Here is a 20407-nt window from a genome sequence, read left to right on the forward strand (position 1 = left end):
TAATTAAATCACAATCTTTTGTTGTGACTAGTTTTTACAACTAGGAAAGTAGTATAAAAAATGAAAAGGTGGACCAAAAAATGAGAACAGCAAAATTTGTAAAAGGCTTTACAGCTATTGCATTGTCAACATTAGTATTGGCAGCTTGCGGATCAGACAATAAAGATACTGGAGCTTCATCATCAAGTACTGCAACATCAGAAACTTCGGCTGCAACTGAAGAATCCTCAACTGAAGCAGTGAAAGAGGCAGGAGCTGATTTACAGGATGGCACGTATAAATTAGAAGAAAAGAATTACTCTAATGGTTACCGTGTGTCTTTTGAAATTACTGTAAAAGATGGAAAAATTACAGAGTCTAACTATGACAACGTGAATGAAGACGGCAAATCAAAAGTTGATGATGCTGACTACAACAAAAATATGAAAGATAAAGCAGGTACAAACCCTGAAGAGTTTATTCCTAAATTTAATGAAGAGCTGGTTGCCAAACAATCTCCATCAAGTATTGATGTAGTATCAGGTGCAACGCATTCATTTGATTCATTCCAAAACTATGCACAACAATTGATTCAAGCAGCTCAGGCTGGAAATACAGATACAATTGAAATCGATAATGGTGCTGACCTTAAAGACGGCACATATACGTTGAAAGAAAAAAATAACTCTAATGGATACCATACAGAATTCTCTATGGTTGTAAAAGATGGGAAAATTACAGAGTCAAATTATGACAACGTAAATGACGATGGCGAATCTAAAAAAGATAATGCTGACTACAATGAAAGCATGAAAGAAAAAGCTGGTACTAATCCAGAAGCATTCATTCCTGCATTCAATGAGGCGTTTGTTAAAGCTATGGGTGAAGAGGATGGAACTCCTGCTGATATGGATGTAGTATCAGGCGCAACTCACAGCTATCACAGCTTTGTAATTTATGCTGAACAATTAATCAATGCTGCTGAAAAAGGCGACACTGCTGAAATCATCGTTGACAACATTGTAATGAAAAAATAATTTCTAAATGAGCAGCATACGATTCTGAGTTTGGGACAGAAATAAAGTTCCAAACTCTCTTCATATCTACACCCGAATAAACGGCGGTACAAAAGCAAAAATTCTTTTTGCGACGAGTAACCGCAGGAGCAACTCCTTCGGAATTAAGCCGAACGATCCTGAAAATATGAGTAGCTCCAGGGAGGTATCAATTCACAGCTAGTCATATTATGACTAGTGTTCCTTGACAATTTTCGGATATACCTTCTTAATTCTCGGAGCTGATCGTTTTTGTCCCGACCTCTTTCTTAACGGAAAAAGTCTGTTATAAAAAATGAACATAAAGTTTTATCGGATTCTTGATTACAAGATTCACATATAAATAGGAAGACTTTGGAAAAATGAAGACGGTGTGTTGTGATACAAGCTGTCTGCATGTGTTTGGTATACATATAAATAAAATAGAAAACTTTAGGTGGCTTCAATTTTGCTTTATGATTACATACTGCTGAACAGAAAATAGCAGTATTTTGTTGTTTTTGAAAAACGTGCAAAAATTAATATGATCAGCAGAGATAAATCAAACTGATTTTAGTAAGTATTACAAAGAAGATGAAACTGGAGCTGACAAAATAGGTAGTTGGGGGATATAGTTCAGAAACGGCTTCAGCTTGGAGGGGATCTCTCGTATCAGTGCAAGGTGAAAAAACATTTTTGTCAAAAAAATTATTTTACTAGTTAAATCAGAAACACTGCATTATACTTGAAGATGGTTTTAGTGTTAACTTATAGACAGTGTTATACAGGAGGCAGAGTGTATGAGAAACAAAAGATTATGGGCTGGTGTTGCTCTTGTTTTTTTATTAGTGATCGTTACAGGCTGTGGTACCGGTAAAAAAGAAGAAGCCAAGGTGAATAAAGAGCCTTATTCACAAAAGGAATTACTATTGGGCACCTATGTAGAGTTGAGAATTTATGATGATGGAAAAGAAGCTGTACTTGATGAGGCTTTTGATCGAATCAAGGAGCTCGGTGATAAAATTACAGTAAATGAGGAAGGTTCAGAGATTGATGAGGTCAATAAGAATGCAGGCGTTAAGCCGGTAAAAGTCTCTGATGATGTTTACAGTTTGTTAAAACGTGCGTATGAATACAGTGAAGATTCACAAGGCGGCTTTGACATGGCAATCGGTCCGATTACAGAACTGTGGCATATTGGCTTTGATGATGCCCGTAAACCCTCCCAGGATGAGATTGATGAGGCACTGAAATTTGTCGACTACCATAAAGTAATTTTGGATGATGAAGAAAAAACTGTTTATTTGGAAGAAAAAGGGATGGCACTTGATCTGGGTGCGATTGCTAAAGGATATATTACAGACGAAGTGGTTAAAGTCATGGAAGATAATGGTGTGACTACAGCTATTGTTGATTTAGGCGGAAATGTTTATGTTCTTGGGCACAGCCCAAGAGGTGAAGACGAGGATTGGACGGTTGGGATACAAGACCCGAATAAAGCTAGAAACACGGTAATTGGCACTGTAAAAGAGCGGAATATGACGTTAGTTACTTCCGGTATTTATGAAAGATATTTGAAAGTCAACGGAGAAACCTATCATCATTTATTTGATTCTGAAACAGGCTACCCCTTTGATAATGATATTGCAGGAGTCACTATTATCACTAAAAAATCAATTGATGGTGACGGTCTTTCTACAGCAGTCTTTTCAATGGGTGTGAAAAAGGGCTTGGAATACGTTGAAAGTTTGGAAGATGTAGATGCTGTTTTTGTTACAAAGGATGATAAGGTTTATATCAGCGAAGATATTGAAGGAAACTTTGAACTGGGAGAAGACTCAGGTTATACTATGGGGAACAATTTAGAACTAGAATAAGGAGCAGAAAAAATGTCGCTAAAAGTGTTTTTAGAAGTTGTGGAGATTCGCACAAAATTGGCCAGCTTATTTCCATTTGTAGTAGGTGTGTTGTTCTCAATTACTTATTTTCACCAGTTTTCGCTTATGCATACACTACTGTTTTTTGTAGGTATGATTGTTTTTGATATGGCTACAACAGCAATCAATAACTATATGGATTATCAGAAGGCAAAATCTGAGACTTATAAATACAAGCAAAATATTATCGGCAGATCAGGTATTTCTCCAACGCTGGTACGGAACATGATTTTCGGCATGATAGGCTTTGCAGCAGTTATTGGAGTGACACTGGCTGTTCAGACCGGCTGGATGCTTCTGATTATGGGCGGAATCTGCTGCTTAATAGGAATTTTCTATACTTTTGGACCTGTTCCATTATCTCGAATGCCGTTGGGGGAAATTTTCAGCGGCATAACAATGGGGTTAGGTATTTTTGCAATAGTAGTCTATTTAAACACAACGGAACATCCGCCTTTTTATCTGGCTGTGGATTTCGATAAAGGAACGTTTTCTCTGGACGGAAATTTCTGGCAGGTTCTGGCAATTGTTTGGGCCTCTTTGCCGTTAGTATTGACAATTGCGAATATTATGCTGGCAAATAATTTGAGGGATCTTGATACAGATATTGAAAATCATCGCTATACGCTGGTTTATTATATTGGCAGAAAGCAGGGAGCTTTATTGTTTCAGCTGCTGATGCTGTCCTGCTACGCAGTGATCTTGCTGGGGTTTGTTTTCGGAATTTTCCGTTGGCCGATTTTAATTGTTCTTGCCGCATTTCCAAAAATCCGCAAGAATCTGCTGCAGTTTCGAAAAGAACTGCCGGAGCCAAAAAGCTTCCGGCATTCCATCAATAATTTAATTATTTTTAACGGCAGCTATATCTTAGGATTGTTGTTGACAATTATACTTGAAAAAATCCAGAGCTGATTAATCAGCTCTGGATTTTTTTTAAACTTATTTCACCGGAAGAAAGAATTTTTTCAGAGCCGTCATGCAGCTGCACAATTAGTTCTCCTCGATTATTAATGGTTGCTGCATATCCCTGATATTCCTGATTGTTCTGAACAAACGTGACTTCCTTGCCAAGGACAAATGATTTTTTTCGGTAACGTTCCATATACTCAAGATTATCTTCGTTGAGTATGGTATAGAAATGGTTCCAGATTGCTGAAATTAGTTCATTTCTGGTAATTGTCGGCAGAGAACTGCTGAAGAGAGAGGTTGCTTTCTGTTGAATCTCTTCAGGGAATTCCTCCTGTCTGATGGAGAAATTAATACCCATTCCAATGATTATAGTAGTGATTTGACCAGATTCAACGTCACTAATTGCTTCGGAAAGAATGCCGCAGACTTTTTTTCCATTAATATATAGATCATTCACCCACTTTATTTCAGTGATCTGATCGGTCAGTTCCTCAATTGCTTCGGCAATGGCAACCGCCATAATTGTCGTATATTGAGCCATCTCTTCGAACACTTGATTTGGACGGAGAAGAATACTCATATAGATACCGCCGCCTTTTTTAGCGAAAAACGGTCGTCCGAACCGTCCTTTTGGTGCTTCCTGAGTGTCTGCGACGACCAAAGTATTGGCAGGTTCTCCCAGTATCGCTGATAGCTTGGCATCATCCATGGTGGAGGCTGATCCCTCCAGAATTTTGATGGAAAGCTTTGGCAGATCTGGTGCTAGATGAAGTTGAATTCCTTCAGCTGATAGAATATCAGAAGGCTGATACTGATAGCCTTTATTGGTACCGCTGTTGATGAGATGTCCTTCCTTTTTTAATTCATTTACGGCTTTCCATATAGCAGTTCTTGAAACAGACAGCTGCTGTGCCATCTCTTCTCCGGAGATGAAGTTAGGGGCTTTTTCCATCAGTAGTGTTAAAACATTGCTTCTTGTTGACATGGGTTTACCTCTCTATTCGATAAATGTATAGTTTATGCTTACAGATTATTTGAAATGTTCTTCCTGTTAATAATAGCATAGAAAACAATTGGAGATGGAGAAAAAAGAAGTAAAAATTCATTCCTTAGATGTATGTATCAGCTGTGCGGATTTGATATAATTTGGGCATGGATAAAAGAAATGAGGAAGAAGAAATGGAAAAAAAGCAATACATCTGTGAGAAATGCGGACACACACATTATGTTTCAGATCAGTTTCAGGCAACGGGAGGAAATTTTGCCAAGATTTTTGATGTTCAGAACAAGAAGTTTATCACAATCAGTTGTGCACAGTGCGGCTATACAGAACTATACAGAGGAGCAACATCCAGCGGTTGGGATATTTTGGATTTCCTGACGAATGGATGATAAAAGAAGAAGCAAAACCTGAAAAAAAGGCTTTGCTTCTTTTTAATATGTTTATCAAACCAACAGCAGCTGATCATCCTTTAATTCTGTTCCGCTGTTTTTATGGAACATGTCCATCAGCTCATTGACGGTCAAATCTTTTTTCTTTTCTTCGTCAATATCGACAACAATAGAACCCTGATGAAGCATAATTAGACGGTTGCCGTAACGAATAGCATCTTCCATGTTATGGGTAACCATGAAAGCAGTCAGCTGCTGTTCTTTAATCAATTTGTCAGTCAGCTCCATAACAGTAATCGAGGTTTTTGGATCTAGAGCTGCTGTGTGTTCATCCAGTAAAATCAATTCAGGACGAATAAGTGTAGCCATCAGCAAGGTAATTGCCTGACGCTGTCCGCCTGAAAGCAGTCCAATTTCAGCAGTCAGTCGATTTTCCAAATTAAGATTTAGTTTAGCCAGCTGCTCCTTAAAGAAATCTCTGTTGCTTTTACGAACGCCGCTGCCAAGTCCGCGCTTTTGTCCACGTTTCATTGCCAAAGCCATATTTTCTTCTACAGTTAACCGCACCGCTGTTCCCATCTTGGGATCTTGGAAGACTCGGCTGATTTCTCTGGAACGTACTACAACTTTTTGTTTGGTAATATTTTTTCCGTTCATTTCCATTCTTCCTTCTTCAATGGGAAGTGTTCCTGCAATGCTGTTAAGCAAGGTGGATTTTCCGGCGCCGTTTCCGCCGATAATCGTAATGAATTCGCCTTTGTTAATGGTTAAGTTAATCCCTTTCAGTACATGATTTTCATTGACAGTTCCCCGTTCAAAATACTGATGAAGGTTCTCGATGGTCAATACAGCTGACATTAGCGGACCCCTCTTTTCTTAGGTAATTTCAGTTTTTTCTGAATAAGCGGTGAAGATAGACAGATGACCAGAATAATAGCCGAAAACAGTTTAAGATCTGCTGCATCTACATTCAGTTCCAGCACGCAGGCTAGGATAAATCGGTACACAACTGCACCAATTACAATCGTAATCATGCGGAACATCAGCGGTTTGTTTTTGAATAACACTTCAGCAATAATAATTGAAGCCAGACCAATAACAATTGTACCGATTCCTGAGTTTAAGTCAGCAAAGTTGTTATTTTGCACTAGAAGAGCACCTGACATGGCAATACAGCCATTGGAAAGCATATAGCCGATAGTTTTCATCCGGTCCGTATTGATGCCGTTCGCCTGACTCATTTCAATATTGTCGCCGGTTGACCGTGTCGCCAATCCAATTTCAGTTTTAAAGAATAATGTCAGTAATGCTATAACCAGAATAACCACGATCAGTCCAACAAAAATGACACTGTAAACTTTATTCATGCCCATTGCCTGAGCCTGAGTGAAAATGGTCTGTGTACCCAGCAGTGAAATATTAGGCGCACCCATGATGCGGGAGTTAATACTGTAAAGTCCTGTCATCGTAATAATTCCGGCAAGCAATGCAGGAATTTTTAGTTTTGTGTGGAGAATGCCTGAAACAAAACCGGCTAATGCTCCTGAAATAAAAGCAAAGATAAGAGCTGTAACAGGGAGTACCAGCGGATGGCTCTCAAATACAGGCTGCAGGAAAGCAGGCCAAGAGTCCATGTCTTTTGTTAAGGTGACAGCAGCTGCTGCACCGCCTAAAGGAAAGCTTCCTTCCGTTGTTAAATCAGCGATGTCCAAAATACGGTAAGTAAGAAAAACACCGATTGCCAACAAAGACCACAAGAGTCCCTGAGCTGAGGAAGAAAGGAAAATAGTTATCAGATTGGATATCAAAAAAAATCAGCTTCTTTCAAGTAAATTGTGTAGGTGTATCGCCTGGAACCTGCAGAGGCTGCTTCATGTATATTACAGACGCTACAGGCTTCCGATTTTGTTATTATTTAGGTGCCTTAATACTGTCAGGGTCAATTCCCAGAGCTTTTGCCATCTCTTCGTTAATGACTAATTCCAGCTCAGATGCGCTTTCCACAGGCATGCTTGCAGGTTCAGCTTCGCCCTTTAGGATTTTAGCAGCCATTTCCCCTGTTTGTTTTCCGAGAGAACGGTAATCAATACCGATTGTTGCCAATCCGCCTTCAGTTACCTGGTCAGTAGATGCAGGAACGATCGGCACTTTTAATTCTTTTGCCACATCTCCGATTACTGCAGAAGCAGAGGCAAAGGTGTTATCTGTCGGGATATAAATGCCGTCAACATCTTTTGCCAGACTTGTTGTTACCTGCTGCACATCATTTGTAGAATTGGCAGTCAGAACTTTTGTTTTTACGCCGGCTTTAGTTAATGCTTCTTCGGCTAAATCTGCCTGAATTTTAGAGTTTGGTTCTCCCGCGTTATACATAATACCGATTGTTTCAGCATCAGGTACGATACTTAATAATAATTCGATCTGTTTATCGATAGAAACCATATCAGTTGTTCCAGTAACGTTGCCGCCGGGTTCTTCAAGTGAAGCGACTAATTTTGCATCCACTGGATCAGTAACAGCGGTGATGACCATTGGAATCTCTGTTGTTTCGTTTAATAATGATTGAGCTGCCGGAGTACCGATTCCCAATAATAAATCTGGGTTTCCTTTTACCAGTTTTTCACTCATGCTTTTCAGCTGAGCCTGATCATTTTGAGCATTGCTGTACTCAAATGTGATGTTTTCTCCTTCTGTATAACCGTTTTCCGCCAGCCCCTCCTTGAAGCCTTCATAAGCAGCATCTAAAGAGCCATGTTCTACGGGCTGCAAAACACCAACAGTAACAGTATCTTTATTTTCGCTGCTGCCTGATCCGGAATCTGTCGCACCGCTTCCGCAGGCTCCCAAGGTAAATGCCGCAGCTGTTAGTATACTTAAACCAATTAATTTCTTTTTCATTATTGTTCTCCTCCATTTTCTTTTATCTATCTGATAGAACAAAAAAATCCATTCAGACAACATTGCCTAAATGGATATAGATGATAAGAGTAAAAAGATACTTTTATAGTCTAGCCACTTAGAAATATCGTCTACGCGGCTGTTTGTTCAATACAAAGCGCTCTAGCCATCATAGATACAAAAACGAGTTTGCCGTTTGTATCCATGAAAGTATGAATACAAACCTATCTAAAATAGCTAAAGTAGTAACTATTCAATTGTGCGTGAACGGATAATTTATTCATAAAAAAGCTCCTTCGCAAGATTGAATTGTTTTTAGTATAAATAGAGATAAGGAAAAAGTCAACCGGTATTTAGAATTTTCTGACGATTGAGACAATTTTTTCCAAGACTTTTTAGCAAAGAAAAGAATAGTTTTGGATAAATGAGAAGTGACCGTTACAGACGAATGATTTCGTCTTATTATTCAAGGAACTATTCTAAGAAAATTACCATCCAGCTCTTGACTTTTACTATAGAAAGAAGTAGAATATGTAGATGCAAAAACTATCTATAAAAATGATAAGGCAGAAACGAAATATTGTCCGTTTCGGTTTTAAATAGGGAAACAAAAGTAGAAACACTTGATTTTTTTAATTATGTGTATGTTCTATTTTTGGTTTTTTTTTGCCTAAAAACCGCAAAAAATGCTTTTTGTTACGTAAAAACAATATTTGTAACGTAAATGAAATCATTTTGGGTAGAGTTTTGACAGACTTATATCTAGAGGGGTGAAGAGCTTGGCTGGACACGTAGTAAAATACGGAAAGCATCGCGAACGTAGAAGTTTCGCGCGTATCAGTGAAGTGTTGGAGTTACCAAATTTAATCGAGATCCAAACAGACTCTTATCAGTGGTTTTTAGATGAAGGGTTACGTGAAATGTTTGAGGATATTCTGCCAATTGAAGATTTTCAAGGAAATCTGTCCCTGGAATTTGTAGACTATGAATTGAAAGAACCTAAGTATACGGTAGAAGAAGCCCGTGCACATGATGCGAATTATTCTGCTCCGATACATGTTACACTGCGTTTGACAAATCGTGAGACTGGAGAAATTAAATCTCAGGAAGTTTTCTTTGGTGATTTTCCACTGATGACTGAGATGGGAACATTTATTATCAATGGTGCGGAACGAGTTATCGTTTCTCAGCTTGTGCGTTCTCCTGGTGTTTATTTCCATGGGAAAGTAGATAAGAACGGAAAAGAAGGCTTCGGTTCAACCGTTATTCCGAACCGCGGTGCATGGCTGGAAATGGAAACTGATGCGAAAGATATTTCGTATGTCCGAATCGACCGTACCCGTAAAATTCCTTTGACTGTTCTAGTTCGTGCGCTGGGCTTTGGTTCAGATGATACAATTTTTGAAATTTTTGGCGAAAGCGAAGGACTTAGGAATACAATTGAAAAAGATCTGCATAAAAATGCAAGTGATTCTCGTACAGAAGAAGGATTGAAAGATATCTACGAGCGTCTGCGTCCGGGCGAGCCTAAAACGGCTGACAGCTCACGTAATTTACTGACAGCTCGTTTCTTTGATCCAAAACGTTACGATCTTGCAAACGTGGGTCGTTACAAAGTAAATAAAAAACTGGATTTGAAAACACGTCTGCTGAATTTAACACTGGCAGAAACGCTGATTGATGCAGAAACTGGTGAAATCCTTGTTGAAAAAGGAACAGTTTTAACGCATCAGGTGATGGATACATTGGGTGAGCATATCGACAATGGGTTAAACAGTGTTACGTATTATCCAAGTGAAGATGGTGTTGTGACTGAGCCAATGACTGTTCAGGTAGTTAAGGTGCAGTCACCAAAAGATCCTGAGCGCATTGTAAATGTTATTGGCAACGGCTATCCGGGCGATAAAGTGAAAACCGTGCGTCCTGCTGATATCGTAGCATCTATGAGCTATTTCTTTAATTTGATGGAAGACATCGGTAATGTGGATGATATTGACCATTTGGGAAATCGTCGTATCCGTTCAGTCGGTGAGCTGTTACAGAATCAGTTCCGTATTGGTTTGGCTCGTATGGAGCGTGTGGTTCGAGAAAGAATGTCCATTCAGGATACAGAAACTCTGACACCGCAGCAGTTGATTAATATTCGTCCGGTAGTGGCAAGCATTAAAGAATTTTTCGGTTCTTCTCAGTTGTCGCAGTTTATGGATCAAACGAATCCATTAGGTGAGCTGACACATAAACGTCGTCTTTCTGCGTTGGGACCTGGCGGACTGACCCGGGATCGTGCCGGTTATGAAGTTCGGGACGTTCACTATTCCCACTATGGTCGTATGTGTCCGATTGAAACGCCGGAAGGTCCGAACATCGGCTTGATCAACAGTTTGTCAAGTTATGCCAAAGTGAACAAATTTGGTTTTATTGAAACACCCTATCGTCGTGTGGACCGGGCAACCAGTAAAGTAACCAGCGAAGTAGATTACTTAACTGCCGACACGGAAGACCATTACATTGTTGCTCAGGCAAACTCAAAACTGAATGATGACGGTACTTTTGCTGAAGAGCTGGTTATGGCTCGTCTGCAAAGTGAAAACCTGGAAGTTTCAGTTGACAAGGTCGATTACATGGATGTATCACCGAAACAGGTGGTTGCAGTAGCGACCGCATGTATTCCCTTCTTGGAAAATGATGACTCCAACCGTGCATTGATGGGTGCGAACATGCAGCGTCAGGCTGTTCCGCTGATTCAGCCTCGTTCTCCTTTTGTGGGAACCGGGATGGAATATAAAGCGGCTCATGACTCAGGTGCTGCGCTTCTGTGCAAACATGATGGCGTCGTTGAATATGTTGATGCTTCTGAAGTCCGTGTCCGTCGCGACAATGGTGCTTTGGATAAATATATGGTAACAAAATTCCGTCGTTCAAACTCTGGAACAAGCTACAACCAACGTCCAATTGTTACATTAGGTGAAAAGGTTGAGCAGGGGGATGTACTGGCAGATGGACCTTCAATGGAAGAAGGAGAAATGGCTCTAGGACAAAATGTACTGGTCGGCTTCATGACTTGGGAAGGATACAACTATGAAGATGCGATCATTATGAGTCGTCGTCTAGTGAAAGATGATGTCTATACCTCCATCCATATTGAAGAGTATGAATCAGAAGCCCGTGACACAAAATTAGGACCTGAAGAAATTACACGTGAAATTCCAAACGTCGGCGAGGATGCTTTAAAAGATCTTGATGAGATGGGAATTATCCGTATTGGTGCAGAAGTAAAAGATGGTGATCTGCTGGTTGGTAAAGTAACTCCTAAGGGTGTGACAGAGCTTTCTGCCGAAGAACGCCTGCTGCATGCCATCTTTGGAGAAAAAGCTCGTGAAGTTCGTGATACTTCATTACGTGTACCTCACGGCGGAGGCGGTATCGTTCATGATGTGAAAATCTTTACCCGCGAAGGCGGCGATGAGCTGTCTCCAGGTGTAAATATGCTGGTTCGTGTATATATCGTTCAAAAGCGTAAAATTCACGAAGGGGATAAAATGGCCGGACGTCACGGAAATAAAGGGGTTGTTTCCCGAATTATGCCGGAAGAAGATATGCCGTTCTTACCAGATGGGACACCAATTGATATCATGCTGAATCCATTAGGAGTTCCGTCACGGATGAATATCGGACAGGTTCTTGAACTTCACTTAGGTATGGCAGCCCGTCAATTAGGTATTCATGTTGCGACACCGGTATTTGATGGCGCAGATGATGATGATGTTTGGGACACTGTTCGTGAAGCCGGTATGGCGAGTGATGCAAAAACAATTCTTTACGATGGACGTACAGGTGAACCGTTTGATAACCGTATTTCTGTTGGGGTTATGTACATGATTAAATTGGCCCACATGGTTGATGACAAACTGCATGCTCGTTCAATTGGACCTTATTCACTGGTTACACAGCAGCCTCTTGGAGGTAAAGCTCAGTTTGGCGGACAGCGTTTCGGGGAAATGGAAGTATGGGCACTGGAAGCTTACGGTGCTGCTTATACACTTCAGGAAATACTGACATACAAATCAGATGATGTTGTAGGTCGTGTGAAAACATACGAAGCAATTGTTAAGGGTGAACCAATTCCAAAACCAGGCGTGCCGGAATCATTCCGTGTGCTTGTAAAAGAATTGCAGTCCCTTGGTCTGGATATGCGTGTTCTGGATATTGAAGAGCAGGAAATTGAATTGCGTGATATGGATGATGATGATGACGATTTGATCACTGTTGATGCACTGACCAAATTTGCTGAACAGCAGTCTGCAAAGCAATTGGAAAAAGAAGCAGCGGAAGCCAAAGCAGCCGCAGAAGCTGATGTTGTTCAGAGTATTGAAACGGCAGAAGACAGACAAGACTAAGAAGTCGGCAGAATTGCCGTGTGCTATCGGTAATGTCTGTTAGAGCTGTTTGATAAAAATAGTAGTAATAACCATTTGTTTGAGTAGTTTTTCAACTCAGACAATTAGCAGATAAATTTGGCATCCAGCTTTATAAACTGATTTTATGACAGTGATGATTCTGTCTAGTCTGGCTTTGTGAACAGGTTTCGTGATGACAGCCGACGGTTTCTACTGATAAAAATATCGGGGGAAGCGGTTGGACTGTCTCGGGAACTGAATGTGTCCGCTAAGCTTTTCATTGTCTAGCTTCACGAGTCAACTCAATCGACGATAATTCAAACAAACCTCATGATAAAGAGCATCATGTGTTTCGTTTGTTCTTATCGCTCATGAGTTAGACGACTCGTTCAGCTTTTCTTAATTAAGAAATGGAGGGAACCCCTTTTGATCGATGTAAATAAATTCGAGAGTATGCAGATCGGTTTAGCTTCACCTGAGAAGATCAGAAGCTGGTCGTATGGGGAAGTAAAGAAACCGGAAACGATTAACTATCGTACCCTGAAGCCTGAACGTGAAGGCTTGTTCTGTGAGCGTATTTTTGGTCCTACAAAAGACTGGGAATGTGCATGTGGTAAATATAAACGTATTCGTTACAAAGGAATTGTATGTGACCGATGCGGAGTAGAAGTAACCCGTTCTAAAGTTCGTCGTGAACGTATGGGACATATTGAATTAGCTGCACCTGTATCTCATATCTGGTATTTCAAAGGCATTCCTTCTCGTATGGGACTGGTTTTGGATATGAGTCCCCGGGCGTTGGAAGAAATTATTTATTTTGCTTCCTATGTTGTGATTGATGCCGGCGATACAGGTCTGGAAAAGAAACAGCTGCTGACTGAACGTGAATATCGTGAAAAACGCGATCAGTACGGACAGGGCTTTTCAGCTGCAATGGGTGCTGAAGCAATTAAACAACTACTTGACAGCGTGGATCCTGATGGCGAAGTAGCTAGTTTGAAAGAAGATTTGAAAACTGCACAGGGTCAAAAGAGAACTCGTGCTATTCGTCGCCTGGATATTTTGGAAGCTTTCCGTTCTTCAGGCAATCAGCCGAGTTGGATGGTAATGGATGTTATTCCAGTTATTCCTCCGGATCTGCGCCCGATGGTTCAATTAGAAGGCGGACGTTTTGCGACAAGTGACTTAAATGATTTATACCGTCGTGTAATCAACCGTAACAACCGTCTGAAACGTTTGCTTGATTTAAATGCACCAAGTATTATTGTTCAAAATGAAAAACGTATGCTGCAGGAAGCTGTGGATGCGTTGATTGATAACGGTCGTCGCGGGCGTCCGGTAACCGGTCCTGGTAACCGTCCGTTGAAGTCTCTTTCTCACATGCTGAAAGGGAAACAAGGTCGTTTCCGTCAGAACCTGCTGGGTAAACGTGTGGATTACTCTGGTCGTTCCGTTATCGTAGTAGGACCAAACTTGAAAATGTATCAGTGCGGTCTTCCGAAGGAAATGGCTATTGAGCTGTTCAAACCATTTGTGATGCGTGTTCTGGTACAGCGTGAGATCGCAACAAACATCAAGAATGCTAAACGTAAAATTGAACGCGGTGAGGATGAAGTATGGGATATCTTGGAAGAGGTTATTCAGGAGCATCCAGTATTACTGAACCGGGCACCTACATTGCACAGACTGGGAATTCAGGCGTTTGAGCCTGTTCTTGTTGAAGGACGTGCAATCCGTCTGCATCCATTGGTGTGTGAAGCATACAATGCCGATTTCGATGGAGACCAAATGGCGGTCCATGTACCTTTGAATGAAGAAGCACAGGCGGAAGCACGTATGCTGATGCTGGCGGCTCAAAATATCCTGAATCCGAAAGATGGTAAACCAGTTGTTACGCCTTCTCAGGACATGGTCTTGGGTAACTACTATCTGACGATGGAAGAAGAAGACCGTGAAGGTGAAGGAATGATCTTCCGTGATATGAATGAGGCTGTATTGGCTTGGCGAAATGGCTATGTCCATTTGCATTCACGTATCGGGGTTCAGACGACACTATTGGGTGACAAGCCATTTACAGACTGGCAAAAAGAACGTATTTTAATTACAACAGTCGGCAAAATTATCTTTAATGAAATTATGCCTGTTGAGTTTCCTTATTTGAATGAACCGACAGACTATAACCTAACTGTTCAAACACCTGATAAATATTTTGTTGAAGCAGGAACAGATATTCCGGCTTATATTAAAGAGCAGGAATTGGTTTTGCCGTTCAAAAAGAAAAATCTTGGAAATATCATTGCAGAAGTCTTTAAGAGATTCCATATTACAGAAACTTCTAAAATGCTTGACCGCATGAAAGATCTTGGATACAAGCACTCGACTCATGCTGGGATTACCGTAGGGATCGCAGATATCATGGTTCTTCATGAGAAACAAGCGATTATTGATGCAGCCCACAAACAAGTAGACACGATTACAAAACAATTCCGTCGTGGTCTGATTACAGATGATGAACGTTATGAACGTGTTATCAGTGTTTGGAATGGTGCTAAGGATGAAATTCAATTGAAATTGATTGAAAGTATGGATGCAAAGAATCCGATCTTCATGATGTCTGATTCAGGAGCCCGTGGTAATATTTCCAACTTTACCCAGCTTGCCGGAATGCGTGGATTGATGGCTGCGCCAAATGGACGAATCATGGAATTGCCAATCATTTCCAACTTCCGTGAAGGACTTTCTGTTTTGGAAATGTTTATCTCTACCCATGGGGCTCGTAAAGGAATGACCGATACAGCCTTGAAAACAGCCGATTCAGGCTACCTGACTCGTCGTCTGGTTGATGTGGCACAGGACGTAATCATTCGTGAAGATGACTGTGGAACCGACCGTGGACTTGAAATCGCAGCGATTAAAGAGGGCAATGAAATTATTGAGTCTTTGGAAGAGCGTCTGATTGGGCGTTATACTCGTAAAGCAGTTCACCATCCTGAAACAGGTCAGGTTGTGATTGGTGCAGACGAGTTGATTTCAGAAGATACTGCAAAGGAAATTGTCGATGCAGGAATTGAGAAAGTAACTATTCGTTCCGTATTTACATGTAATACGAAACATGGTGTATGTAAACACTGCTATGGTCGTAACCTTGCGACTGGTTCAGATGTTGAGGTTGGGGAAGCAGTTGGTACAATTGCGGCTCAGTCTATCGGAGAACCAGGTACGCAGTTGACTATGCGTACGTTCCATACCGGCGGGGTTGCCGGAGACGATATCACTCAGGGTCTTCCTCGGGTTCAGGAAATCTTTGAAGCGCGTAATCCGAAAGGTCAGGCAGTGATCACAGAAGTAACCGGTGAAGTCATCGATATTTCAGAAGATCCTGCAACTCGCCAAAAAGAAGTGACAATTAAAGGGAAAACAGATACACGTACGTATACAGTTCCTTATACTGCCAGAATGAAAGTGGCAGAAGGAGATACGATTCATCGTGGCGGACCTTTAACAGAAGGATCGATTGATCCGAAACAATTGCTGCAGGTACGTGATGTTCTGTCAGTGGAAAATTATCTGCTGCGTGAAGTCCAACGTGTCTACCGTATGCAGGGGGTTGAAATCGGCGACAAGCATATTGAAGTAATGGTACGTCAAATGCTGCGTAAAATCCGTGTAATGGATCCGGGTGATACAGAAATTCTTCCGGGAACATTGCTGGATATTGCTGAGTTTAAAGACCGCAACTATGATACTTTGGTAGCCGGCGGGGTTCCTGCAACAAGTCGTCCAGTATTACTGGGTATCACAAAAGCTTCTCTGGAAACAAACAGCTTCTTGTCAGCTGCTTCCTTCCAGGAAACAACACGTGTGTTAACAGATGCTGCCATTCGCGGTAAGAAAGATCCGCTTCTTGGGTTGAAAGAAAATGTTATCATTGGTAAAATCATTCCTGCTGGTACAGGTATGGCTCGTTACCGTAACATGGAACCGAAAGAAGTCAAAGTAGCTAGTGAAAATGTGTACAGTATCTCTGATATTGAGGCACAGATGGCTGCGGAAGATGCATTAAATGAACTTAACAAATAAGCCGGCATTATTAATTAGTGCTGACAGCTAAAATAAACACTGGAAGCCAGACAACAATAATCCGTTGTCTGGCTTCTTGCAATCAAATCCTAAATTAATCCTGATTGTAATATGTTTAAAAGTCTGGGACAGAAATAATCCTCAGACTCTTAACTTTTGGAAAGTCCAAATAAACTTTGGGATAGAAGCAAGAGGCTCCTTTGTACCTGCAGTTACTCGGTGCATACAAAGACTGCGACAAGTAATCGCAAGAGTAGTGTCTGTGTGCCTTAAGCAACCGCAGAGACAGCTTCTTCGACAATTTGAATGCTGCAATGAAATACTAGGGGAATTATACTTGATGAAAGATGAAACAGTTATCATATTAAGAGAAAGTACAAGCTCTTTGTTAGTGAAATTTTTCAAAACGGTATTTTATACTTAGAGAGCAAAACAGTGTCTTTCCTGATAAAAGACGATTATTATTAGGGGAAAAGGGGGAATAAAACAATGGAAGAGAAGTATGAAAAAGCGATTTTTGCCGGCGGCTGTTTCTGGTGTATGGTTCATCCGTTTGATGAGCAGCCGGGAGTCATTTCAGTTATCTCCGGTTATACTGGCGGGGATGTGGAGAATCCGACATACAGCCAGGTGACTACAGGAACTACAGGACATACAGAAGCTGTGGAAATTACATTTAATCCTTCTATTTTATCCTATAAAGAGCTGGTGGAAATTTATTGGAAGCAAACAGATCCGACTGATGCGCTGGGACAGTTTGCTGACCGTGGAGATTCTTACCGTCCGGTGATTTTCTATATGGATGATACACAGAAAGAGATTGCTGAAGCATCTAGAGCTGCTTTACAGACAAGCGGTCGTTTTTCAAAGCCTATTGTAACGGAAATTGAACCTGCACAGCCCTTCTATCCGGCTGAAGACTATCATCAGGATTATTACAGAAAAAACCGTATGCACTATAATTTATACCGAAGAGGCTCTGGACGTTCAAAATTTATAGCAGATAACTGGAAATAAATATTAGGTAAATATGAGTGTTTGTCCTGCTGTTTATTCGGGGTTAGGCACGAAGAGAGTTTGGAATTTTATTTCTGTCTCACTCTCTATCTTTATGAGAGTTTCAGATTTGTAAGAATGATATGTAAAAGGAGACCCCAAAAAAGAAAGGGAACAAATGGGATTTGTTTTATTTTTTTGTGATAAAAAAGAGGATAGACGAGCGCATAAATCAGAGCAGAGCTGCTGGCGATAAAAACAATAAATAAAATGACATTCATCCCCAGAAGAAGCCCCCAGCAAGATAGAAGCAGAATATCTCCGCCTCCGATAGCTTGATTGAATAATCTGTTAAGGATAGTCAAAAGGATAAAAATTATCAAACCAGTAAAATAGTAAAGAGGAAGTGAAAAGCAGAGATGCCATATAAACAGAATGAATGTCAGGAAGAGCAGCAGTTTAGGTTCTACAATCAGATAAAAAATATCTGTCAAAGAAAGTAAGCCTCCCATACTCAGGAGTAAAAATGAATGAAAGGGAGCGGCATACACTCCCTCAAAAAAGCAGAGAACACAAATCATACCGCCTGCGAGTTCACTGAGTAAATAAATAAAAGGGATTTTTTTAGAGCAGTATCTGCACTGAAACCGTTGAAAAGTAATCGAAAGCAGCGGAACCATCTCAAAGAAACGCAGCTTTTGAAAACAATGAGAACAGTGAGACGTGGGAAAAAGAATGGACTCGCCTCTGGGAATACGCTCTGCGGCCAAACAATAGAATGATCCCAGACAAGTTCCAAGAATAAACAGCAGGATGGTTGACATGTTGTTCTCTCCTTTCAAAATAATATACGCAAAAATAAAGAAAGTTTTTATTTCAGCTAGACTTTTTTTGTTCTTTTAGGAATAATAGAACTAGGGCCTGTCTGAAAACTATGGAGGAAACGAGTTGCCAATGTTTTTCTAAGTAGATACAAGGATTTTCTGCTAATATAGGAACTTTTAGTAGGCTGGCATGTGAAAATTTGATGGAAAGAACAATATGCACAGTTTCAATAAGGATTTCTTAAAAAAATAATTCTGTTTACTTTGATGGAGATGTAGAAAGAAACGCTGTTATAGGCTGCCTAAGCGAAGCTTTATGACGTCAAACATCATAAAAATAACGAAAGTACTCGCCACTGGAGTTTTCAGACAGGCTCAAGAGTATAAAACATAAAAGTAAAGACGCATTCAATGCGATGATGGGGGAAGTACATATGAGAAAAGCAATGGTGATATTGCTGGTAGTAGTCGGTATTTTTCTAACTGGCTGTAATAAAGCGATTCCGGCCGAAGAAGCAGGAGAATTACTGATCGATCGATTAATTTATCAGGAGCGTGTTGATGAATTTGCTTCAGCTTTCAGAGATGGTGAGCAGTCAGGCAGGAAACTGGATGCAGTCAGTGATGATTTTGAAGACAATTTTATTTCAGGATTATCTGCAACAGGAGCAAGTGTACCTGAAGCCGAAGCAGGCGAGTTGACGCAGGAATTGCTGAATCAGATGAGGAATAAAACCAGTTATAAAATTGTAGGTATTGATGAAAAAAAAAATGGTGCAACAATCAGTTACTTCATAACAGGTCTGGATTTAGTTAATGCAATGAAAGAAATGACCAGAACATTGGTTAAGGATTCTATAGAAAATGCAGAGAAGGAATTAACGGATCAGGAGATACTTGAGTCTACCATTACAATTTTAACTGAGCGGATTAAGGTTATAAAAATTGAAAATGAGACAATTGAACTGTCTATTAAACTGGAAAAAGAAAACGGGAAGTGGTTTATCCCAACGGATCAGGAAGAGGCTGTCTCTAATTTGTTTATGGCCTTTATTTCCGGAACACAGGATGATGAAGAACTAGATGAAGCGCTAAATGAAGTGGTCGATGAAGTGATGAATGAAATGCTGGATTCTTTATACAGTCAGCCTGCACTGGATGAAAATCTTACAGATGATGAGCTTCAGCAGGCAGTTGATGATCTGCTGAATGATATAGAAGGCAGCTCCACAGAACAAAATACTAGTGATTCTGAATAAAATATAATTATTATTAAAAAAGAAATATTCTAAAATTGAGAGATTTTATTGTACTTTTCTTTCATTTCATAATACAATCATAGTGTAGACTAAATTTTAGGAGGATGTATAATAATGAAATTTGAACAGACAAAAGAAGTTTTGAATCAGTTGGTAGCAGACTTGAGCCAGTTTTCAGTGGTTATCCATCAGGCACACTGGTATATGCGCGGACCTGAGTTCCTGACACTGCATCCATTAATGGACGATTACATGGATGAAATCAATGATCAGCTGGATGTTATCTCAGAGCGTTTAATCACATTGGATGGTTCTCCGTATTCAACATTAAGAGAATTTGCTGACCATACCGGTATTGAAGATGAAATCGGAAGTTATGATCGTACTATTCCAGAACGTATGGAAAAACTGGTGGAGGGCTACCGTTATTTAGCTGACCTGTACCAAAAAGGGATTGATGTTTCCGGTGATGAAGGTGATGACTCTACTCAGGATATCTTTATTGCCAATAAAACAGATATCGAAAAGAAAATCTGGATGCTGCAGGCTAAATTAGGCAAAGCACCTGGAATTGATGCCGATACACGTACAAAAACAAGATAATCAGCAGAATAATTAATCGTCCCGGAACGAACTGAGCAGCAGTTGTCGTTCCGGGACGATTTTTTAGAGATTCAGATTATTTAGCTAAGCAAAGCGAGA

The 20407-nt window shown here is 40.4% G+C and carries 14 protein-coding genes; 9 read left to right on the forward strand and 5 right to left on the reverse strand.

Features of this window, described 5'->3' with window-relative positions:
- Window positions 1–80: 80 nt before the first annotated feature.
- The 3 genes from pplA to menA all read left to right on the forward strand — a co-directional run bounded on the left by pplA (window position 81) and on the right by menA (window position 3862).
- Window positions 81–1016 carry an extracellular electron transfer flavoprotein PplA gene (gene pplA, locus LI951_RS11435; RefSeq protein WP_202066247.1) on the forward strand — a complete coding sequence of 312 codons (936 nt, stop codon included), beginning with the start codon at window positions 81–83 and terminating at the stop codon, window positions 1014–1016.
- A gap of 797 nt (window positions 1017–1813) precedes the next feature.
- Window positions 1814–2890 carry an FAD:protein FMN transferase gene (locus LI951_RS11440; protein ID WP_229442264.1) on the forward strand — a complete coding sequence of 359 codons (1077 nt, stop codon included), beginning with the start codon at window positions 1814–1816 and terminating at the stop codon, window positions 2888–2890.
- Window positions 2891–2902: 12 nt separating this feature from the next.
- Window positions 2903–3862, forward strand: coding sequence for a 1,4-dihydroxy-2-naphthoate polyprenyltransferase (gene menA, locus LI951_RS11445; protein ID WP_202066251.1), 960 nt, complete (start codon window positions 2903–2905; stop codon window positions 3860–3862).
- A gap of 4 nt (window positions 3863–3866) precedes the next feature.
- On the opposite strand, the gene LI951_RS11450 is transcribed toward menA, so the two are convergent.
- Window positions 3867–4844: a biotin--[acetyl-CoA-carboxylase] ligase gene (locus LI951_RS11450; RefSeq protein WP_202066253.1), complete on the reverse strand. Its 978-nt coding sequence runs from the start codon at window positions 4842–4844 to the stop codon at window positions 3867–3869.
- Between the two features lie 194 nt (window positions 4845–5038).
- Here LI951_RS11450 and LI951_RS11455 point away from each other — a divergent pair, with 194 nt between their 5' ends.
- Window positions 5039–5251, forward strand: a complete 213-nt coding sequence (locus LI951_RS11455; protein ID WP_229442265.1) for a zinc ribbon domain-containing protein — start codon at window positions 5039–5041, stop codon at window positions 5249–5251.
- Between the two features lie 54 nt (window positions 5252–5305).
- Here the strand turns inward: LI951_RS11455 and LI951_RS11460 are convergent, their stop codons facing one another.
- The 3 genes from LI951_RS11460 to LI951_RS11470 all read right to left on the reverse strand — a co-directional run bounded on the left by LI951_RS11460 (window position 5306) and on the right by LI951_RS11470 (window position 8149).
- Complete coding sequence (locus LI951_RS11460; RefSeq protein ID WP_202066263.1) at window positions 5306–6109, reverse strand: ABC transporter ATP-binding protein; 804 nt, start codon at window positions 6107–6109, stop codon at window positions 5306–5308.
- Window positions 6109–7056, reverse strand: a complete 948-nt coding sequence (locus LI951_RS11465) for an ABC transporter permease (RefSeq protein ID WP_229442312.1) — start codon at window positions 7054–7056, stop codon at window positions 6109–6111. Before LI951_RS11465 ends, LI951_RS11460 begins: the two co-directional genes overlap by 1 nt.
- A 106-nt stretch (window positions 7057–7162) precedes the next feature.
- Entirely contained in the window at window positions 7163–8149 is a 987-nt protein-coding gene (locus tag LI951_RS11470) for an ABC transporter substrate-binding protein (RefSeq protein ID WP_202066265.1), read from the reverse strand.
- A 779-nt stretch (window positions 8150–8928) separates the two neighbouring features.
- On the opposite strand from LI951_RS11470, the gene rpoB reads away from it, so the two are divergent.
- From rpoB to msrA, 3 genes are all read left to right on the forward strand, one after another.
- Window positions 8929–12546, forward strand: a complete 3618-nt coding sequence (gene rpoB / locus LI951_RS11475) for a DNA-directed RNA polymerase subunit beta (protein ID WP_202066267.1) — start codon at window positions 8929–8931, stop codon at window positions 12544–12546.
- Window positions 12547–12972: 426 nt separating this feature from the next.
- Complete coding sequence (gene rpoC / locus LI951_RS11480) at window positions 12973–16626, forward strand: DNA-directed RNA polymerase subunit beta' (RefSeq protein ID WP_267491396.1); 3654 nt, start codon at window positions 12973–12975, stop codon at window positions 16624–16626.
- A 489-nt stretch (window positions 16627–17115) separates the two neighbouring features.
- Window positions 17116–17643: a peptide-methionine (S)-S-oxide reductase MsrA gene (msrA, locus tag LI951_RS11485; protein ID WP_229442266.1), complete on the forward strand. Its 528-nt coding sequence runs from the start codon at window positions 17116–17118 to the stop codon at window positions 17641–17643.
- 92 nt (window positions 17644–17735) lie between these two features.
- On the opposite strand, the gene LI951_RS11490 is transcribed toward msrA, so the two are convergent.
- Window positions 17736–18446 carry a prepilin peptidase gene (locus LI951_RS11490; protein ID WP_229442267.1) on the reverse strand — a complete coding sequence of 237 codons (711 nt, stop codon included), beginning with the start codon at window positions 18444–18446 and terminating at the stop codon, window positions 17736–17738.
- A 434-nt stretch (window positions 18447–18880) separates the two neighbouring features.
- Here LI951_RS11490 and LI951_RS11495 point away from each other — a divergent pair, with 434 nt between their 5' ends.
- Entirely contained in the window at window positions 18881–19705 is an 825-nt protein-coding gene (locus LI951_RS11495) for a DUF5105 domain-containing protein (protein ID WP_229442268.1), read from the forward strand.
- Between the two features lie 114 nt (window positions 19706–19819).
- A complete protein-coding gene (locus tag LI951_RS11500; protein WP_202066275.1) occupies window positions 19820–20308 on the forward strand; it encodes a Dps family protein in 489 nt (162 codons plus the stop codon).
- The last annotated feature ends 99 nt before the right edge of the window (window positions 20309–20407 follow it).

It is taken from the genome of Enterococcus sp. BWT-B8, from assembly GCF_020567625.1.
GTDB lineage: Bacteria > Bacillota > Bacilli > Lactobacillales > Enterococcaceae > Enterococcus_L.

Coding starts and splice junctions, on each gene's coding strand:
- pplA (WP_202066247.1), top strand. CDS start 81: ATGAGAACAGCAAAATTTGTAAAAGGCTTTACAGCTATTGCATTGTCA.
- LI951_RS11440 (WP_229442264.1), top strand. CDS start 1,814: ATGAGAAACAAAAGATTATGGGCTGGTGTTGCTCTTGTTTTTTTATTA.
- menA (WP_202066251.1), top strand. CDS start 2,903: ATGTCGCTAAAAGTGTTTTTAGAAGTTGTGGAGATTCGCACAAAATTG.
- LI951_RS11450 (WP_202066253.1), bottom strand. CDS start 4,844: ATGTCAACAAGAAGCAATGTTTTAACACTACTGATGGAAAAAGCCCCT.
- LI951_RS11455 (WP_229442265.1), top strand. CDS start 5,039: ATGGAAAAAAAGCAATACATCTGTGAGAAATGCGGACACACACATTAT.
- LI951_RS11460 (WP_202066263.1), bottom strand. CDS start 6,109: ATGTCAGCTGTATTGACCATCGAGAACCTTCATCAGTATTTTGAACGG.
- LI951_RS11470 (WP_202066265.1), bottom strand. CDS start 8,149: ATGAAAAAGAAATTAATTGGTTTAAGTATACTAACAGCTGCGGCATTT.
- msrA (WP_229442266.1), top strand. CDS start 17,116: ATGGAAGAGAAGTATGAAAAAGCGATTTTTGCCGGCGGCTGTTTCTGG.
- LI951_RS11490 (WP_229442267.1), bottom strand. CDS start 18,446: ATGTCAACCATCCTGCTGTTTATTCTTGGAACTTGTCTGGGATCATTC.
- LI951_RS11495 (WP_229442268.1), top strand. CDS start 18,881: ATGAGAAAAGCAATGGTGATATTGCTGGTAGTAGTCGGTATTTTTCTA.
- LI951_RS11500 (WP_202066275.1), top strand. CDS start 19,820: ATGAAATTTGAACAGACAAAAGAAGTTTTGAATCAGTTGGTAGCAGAC.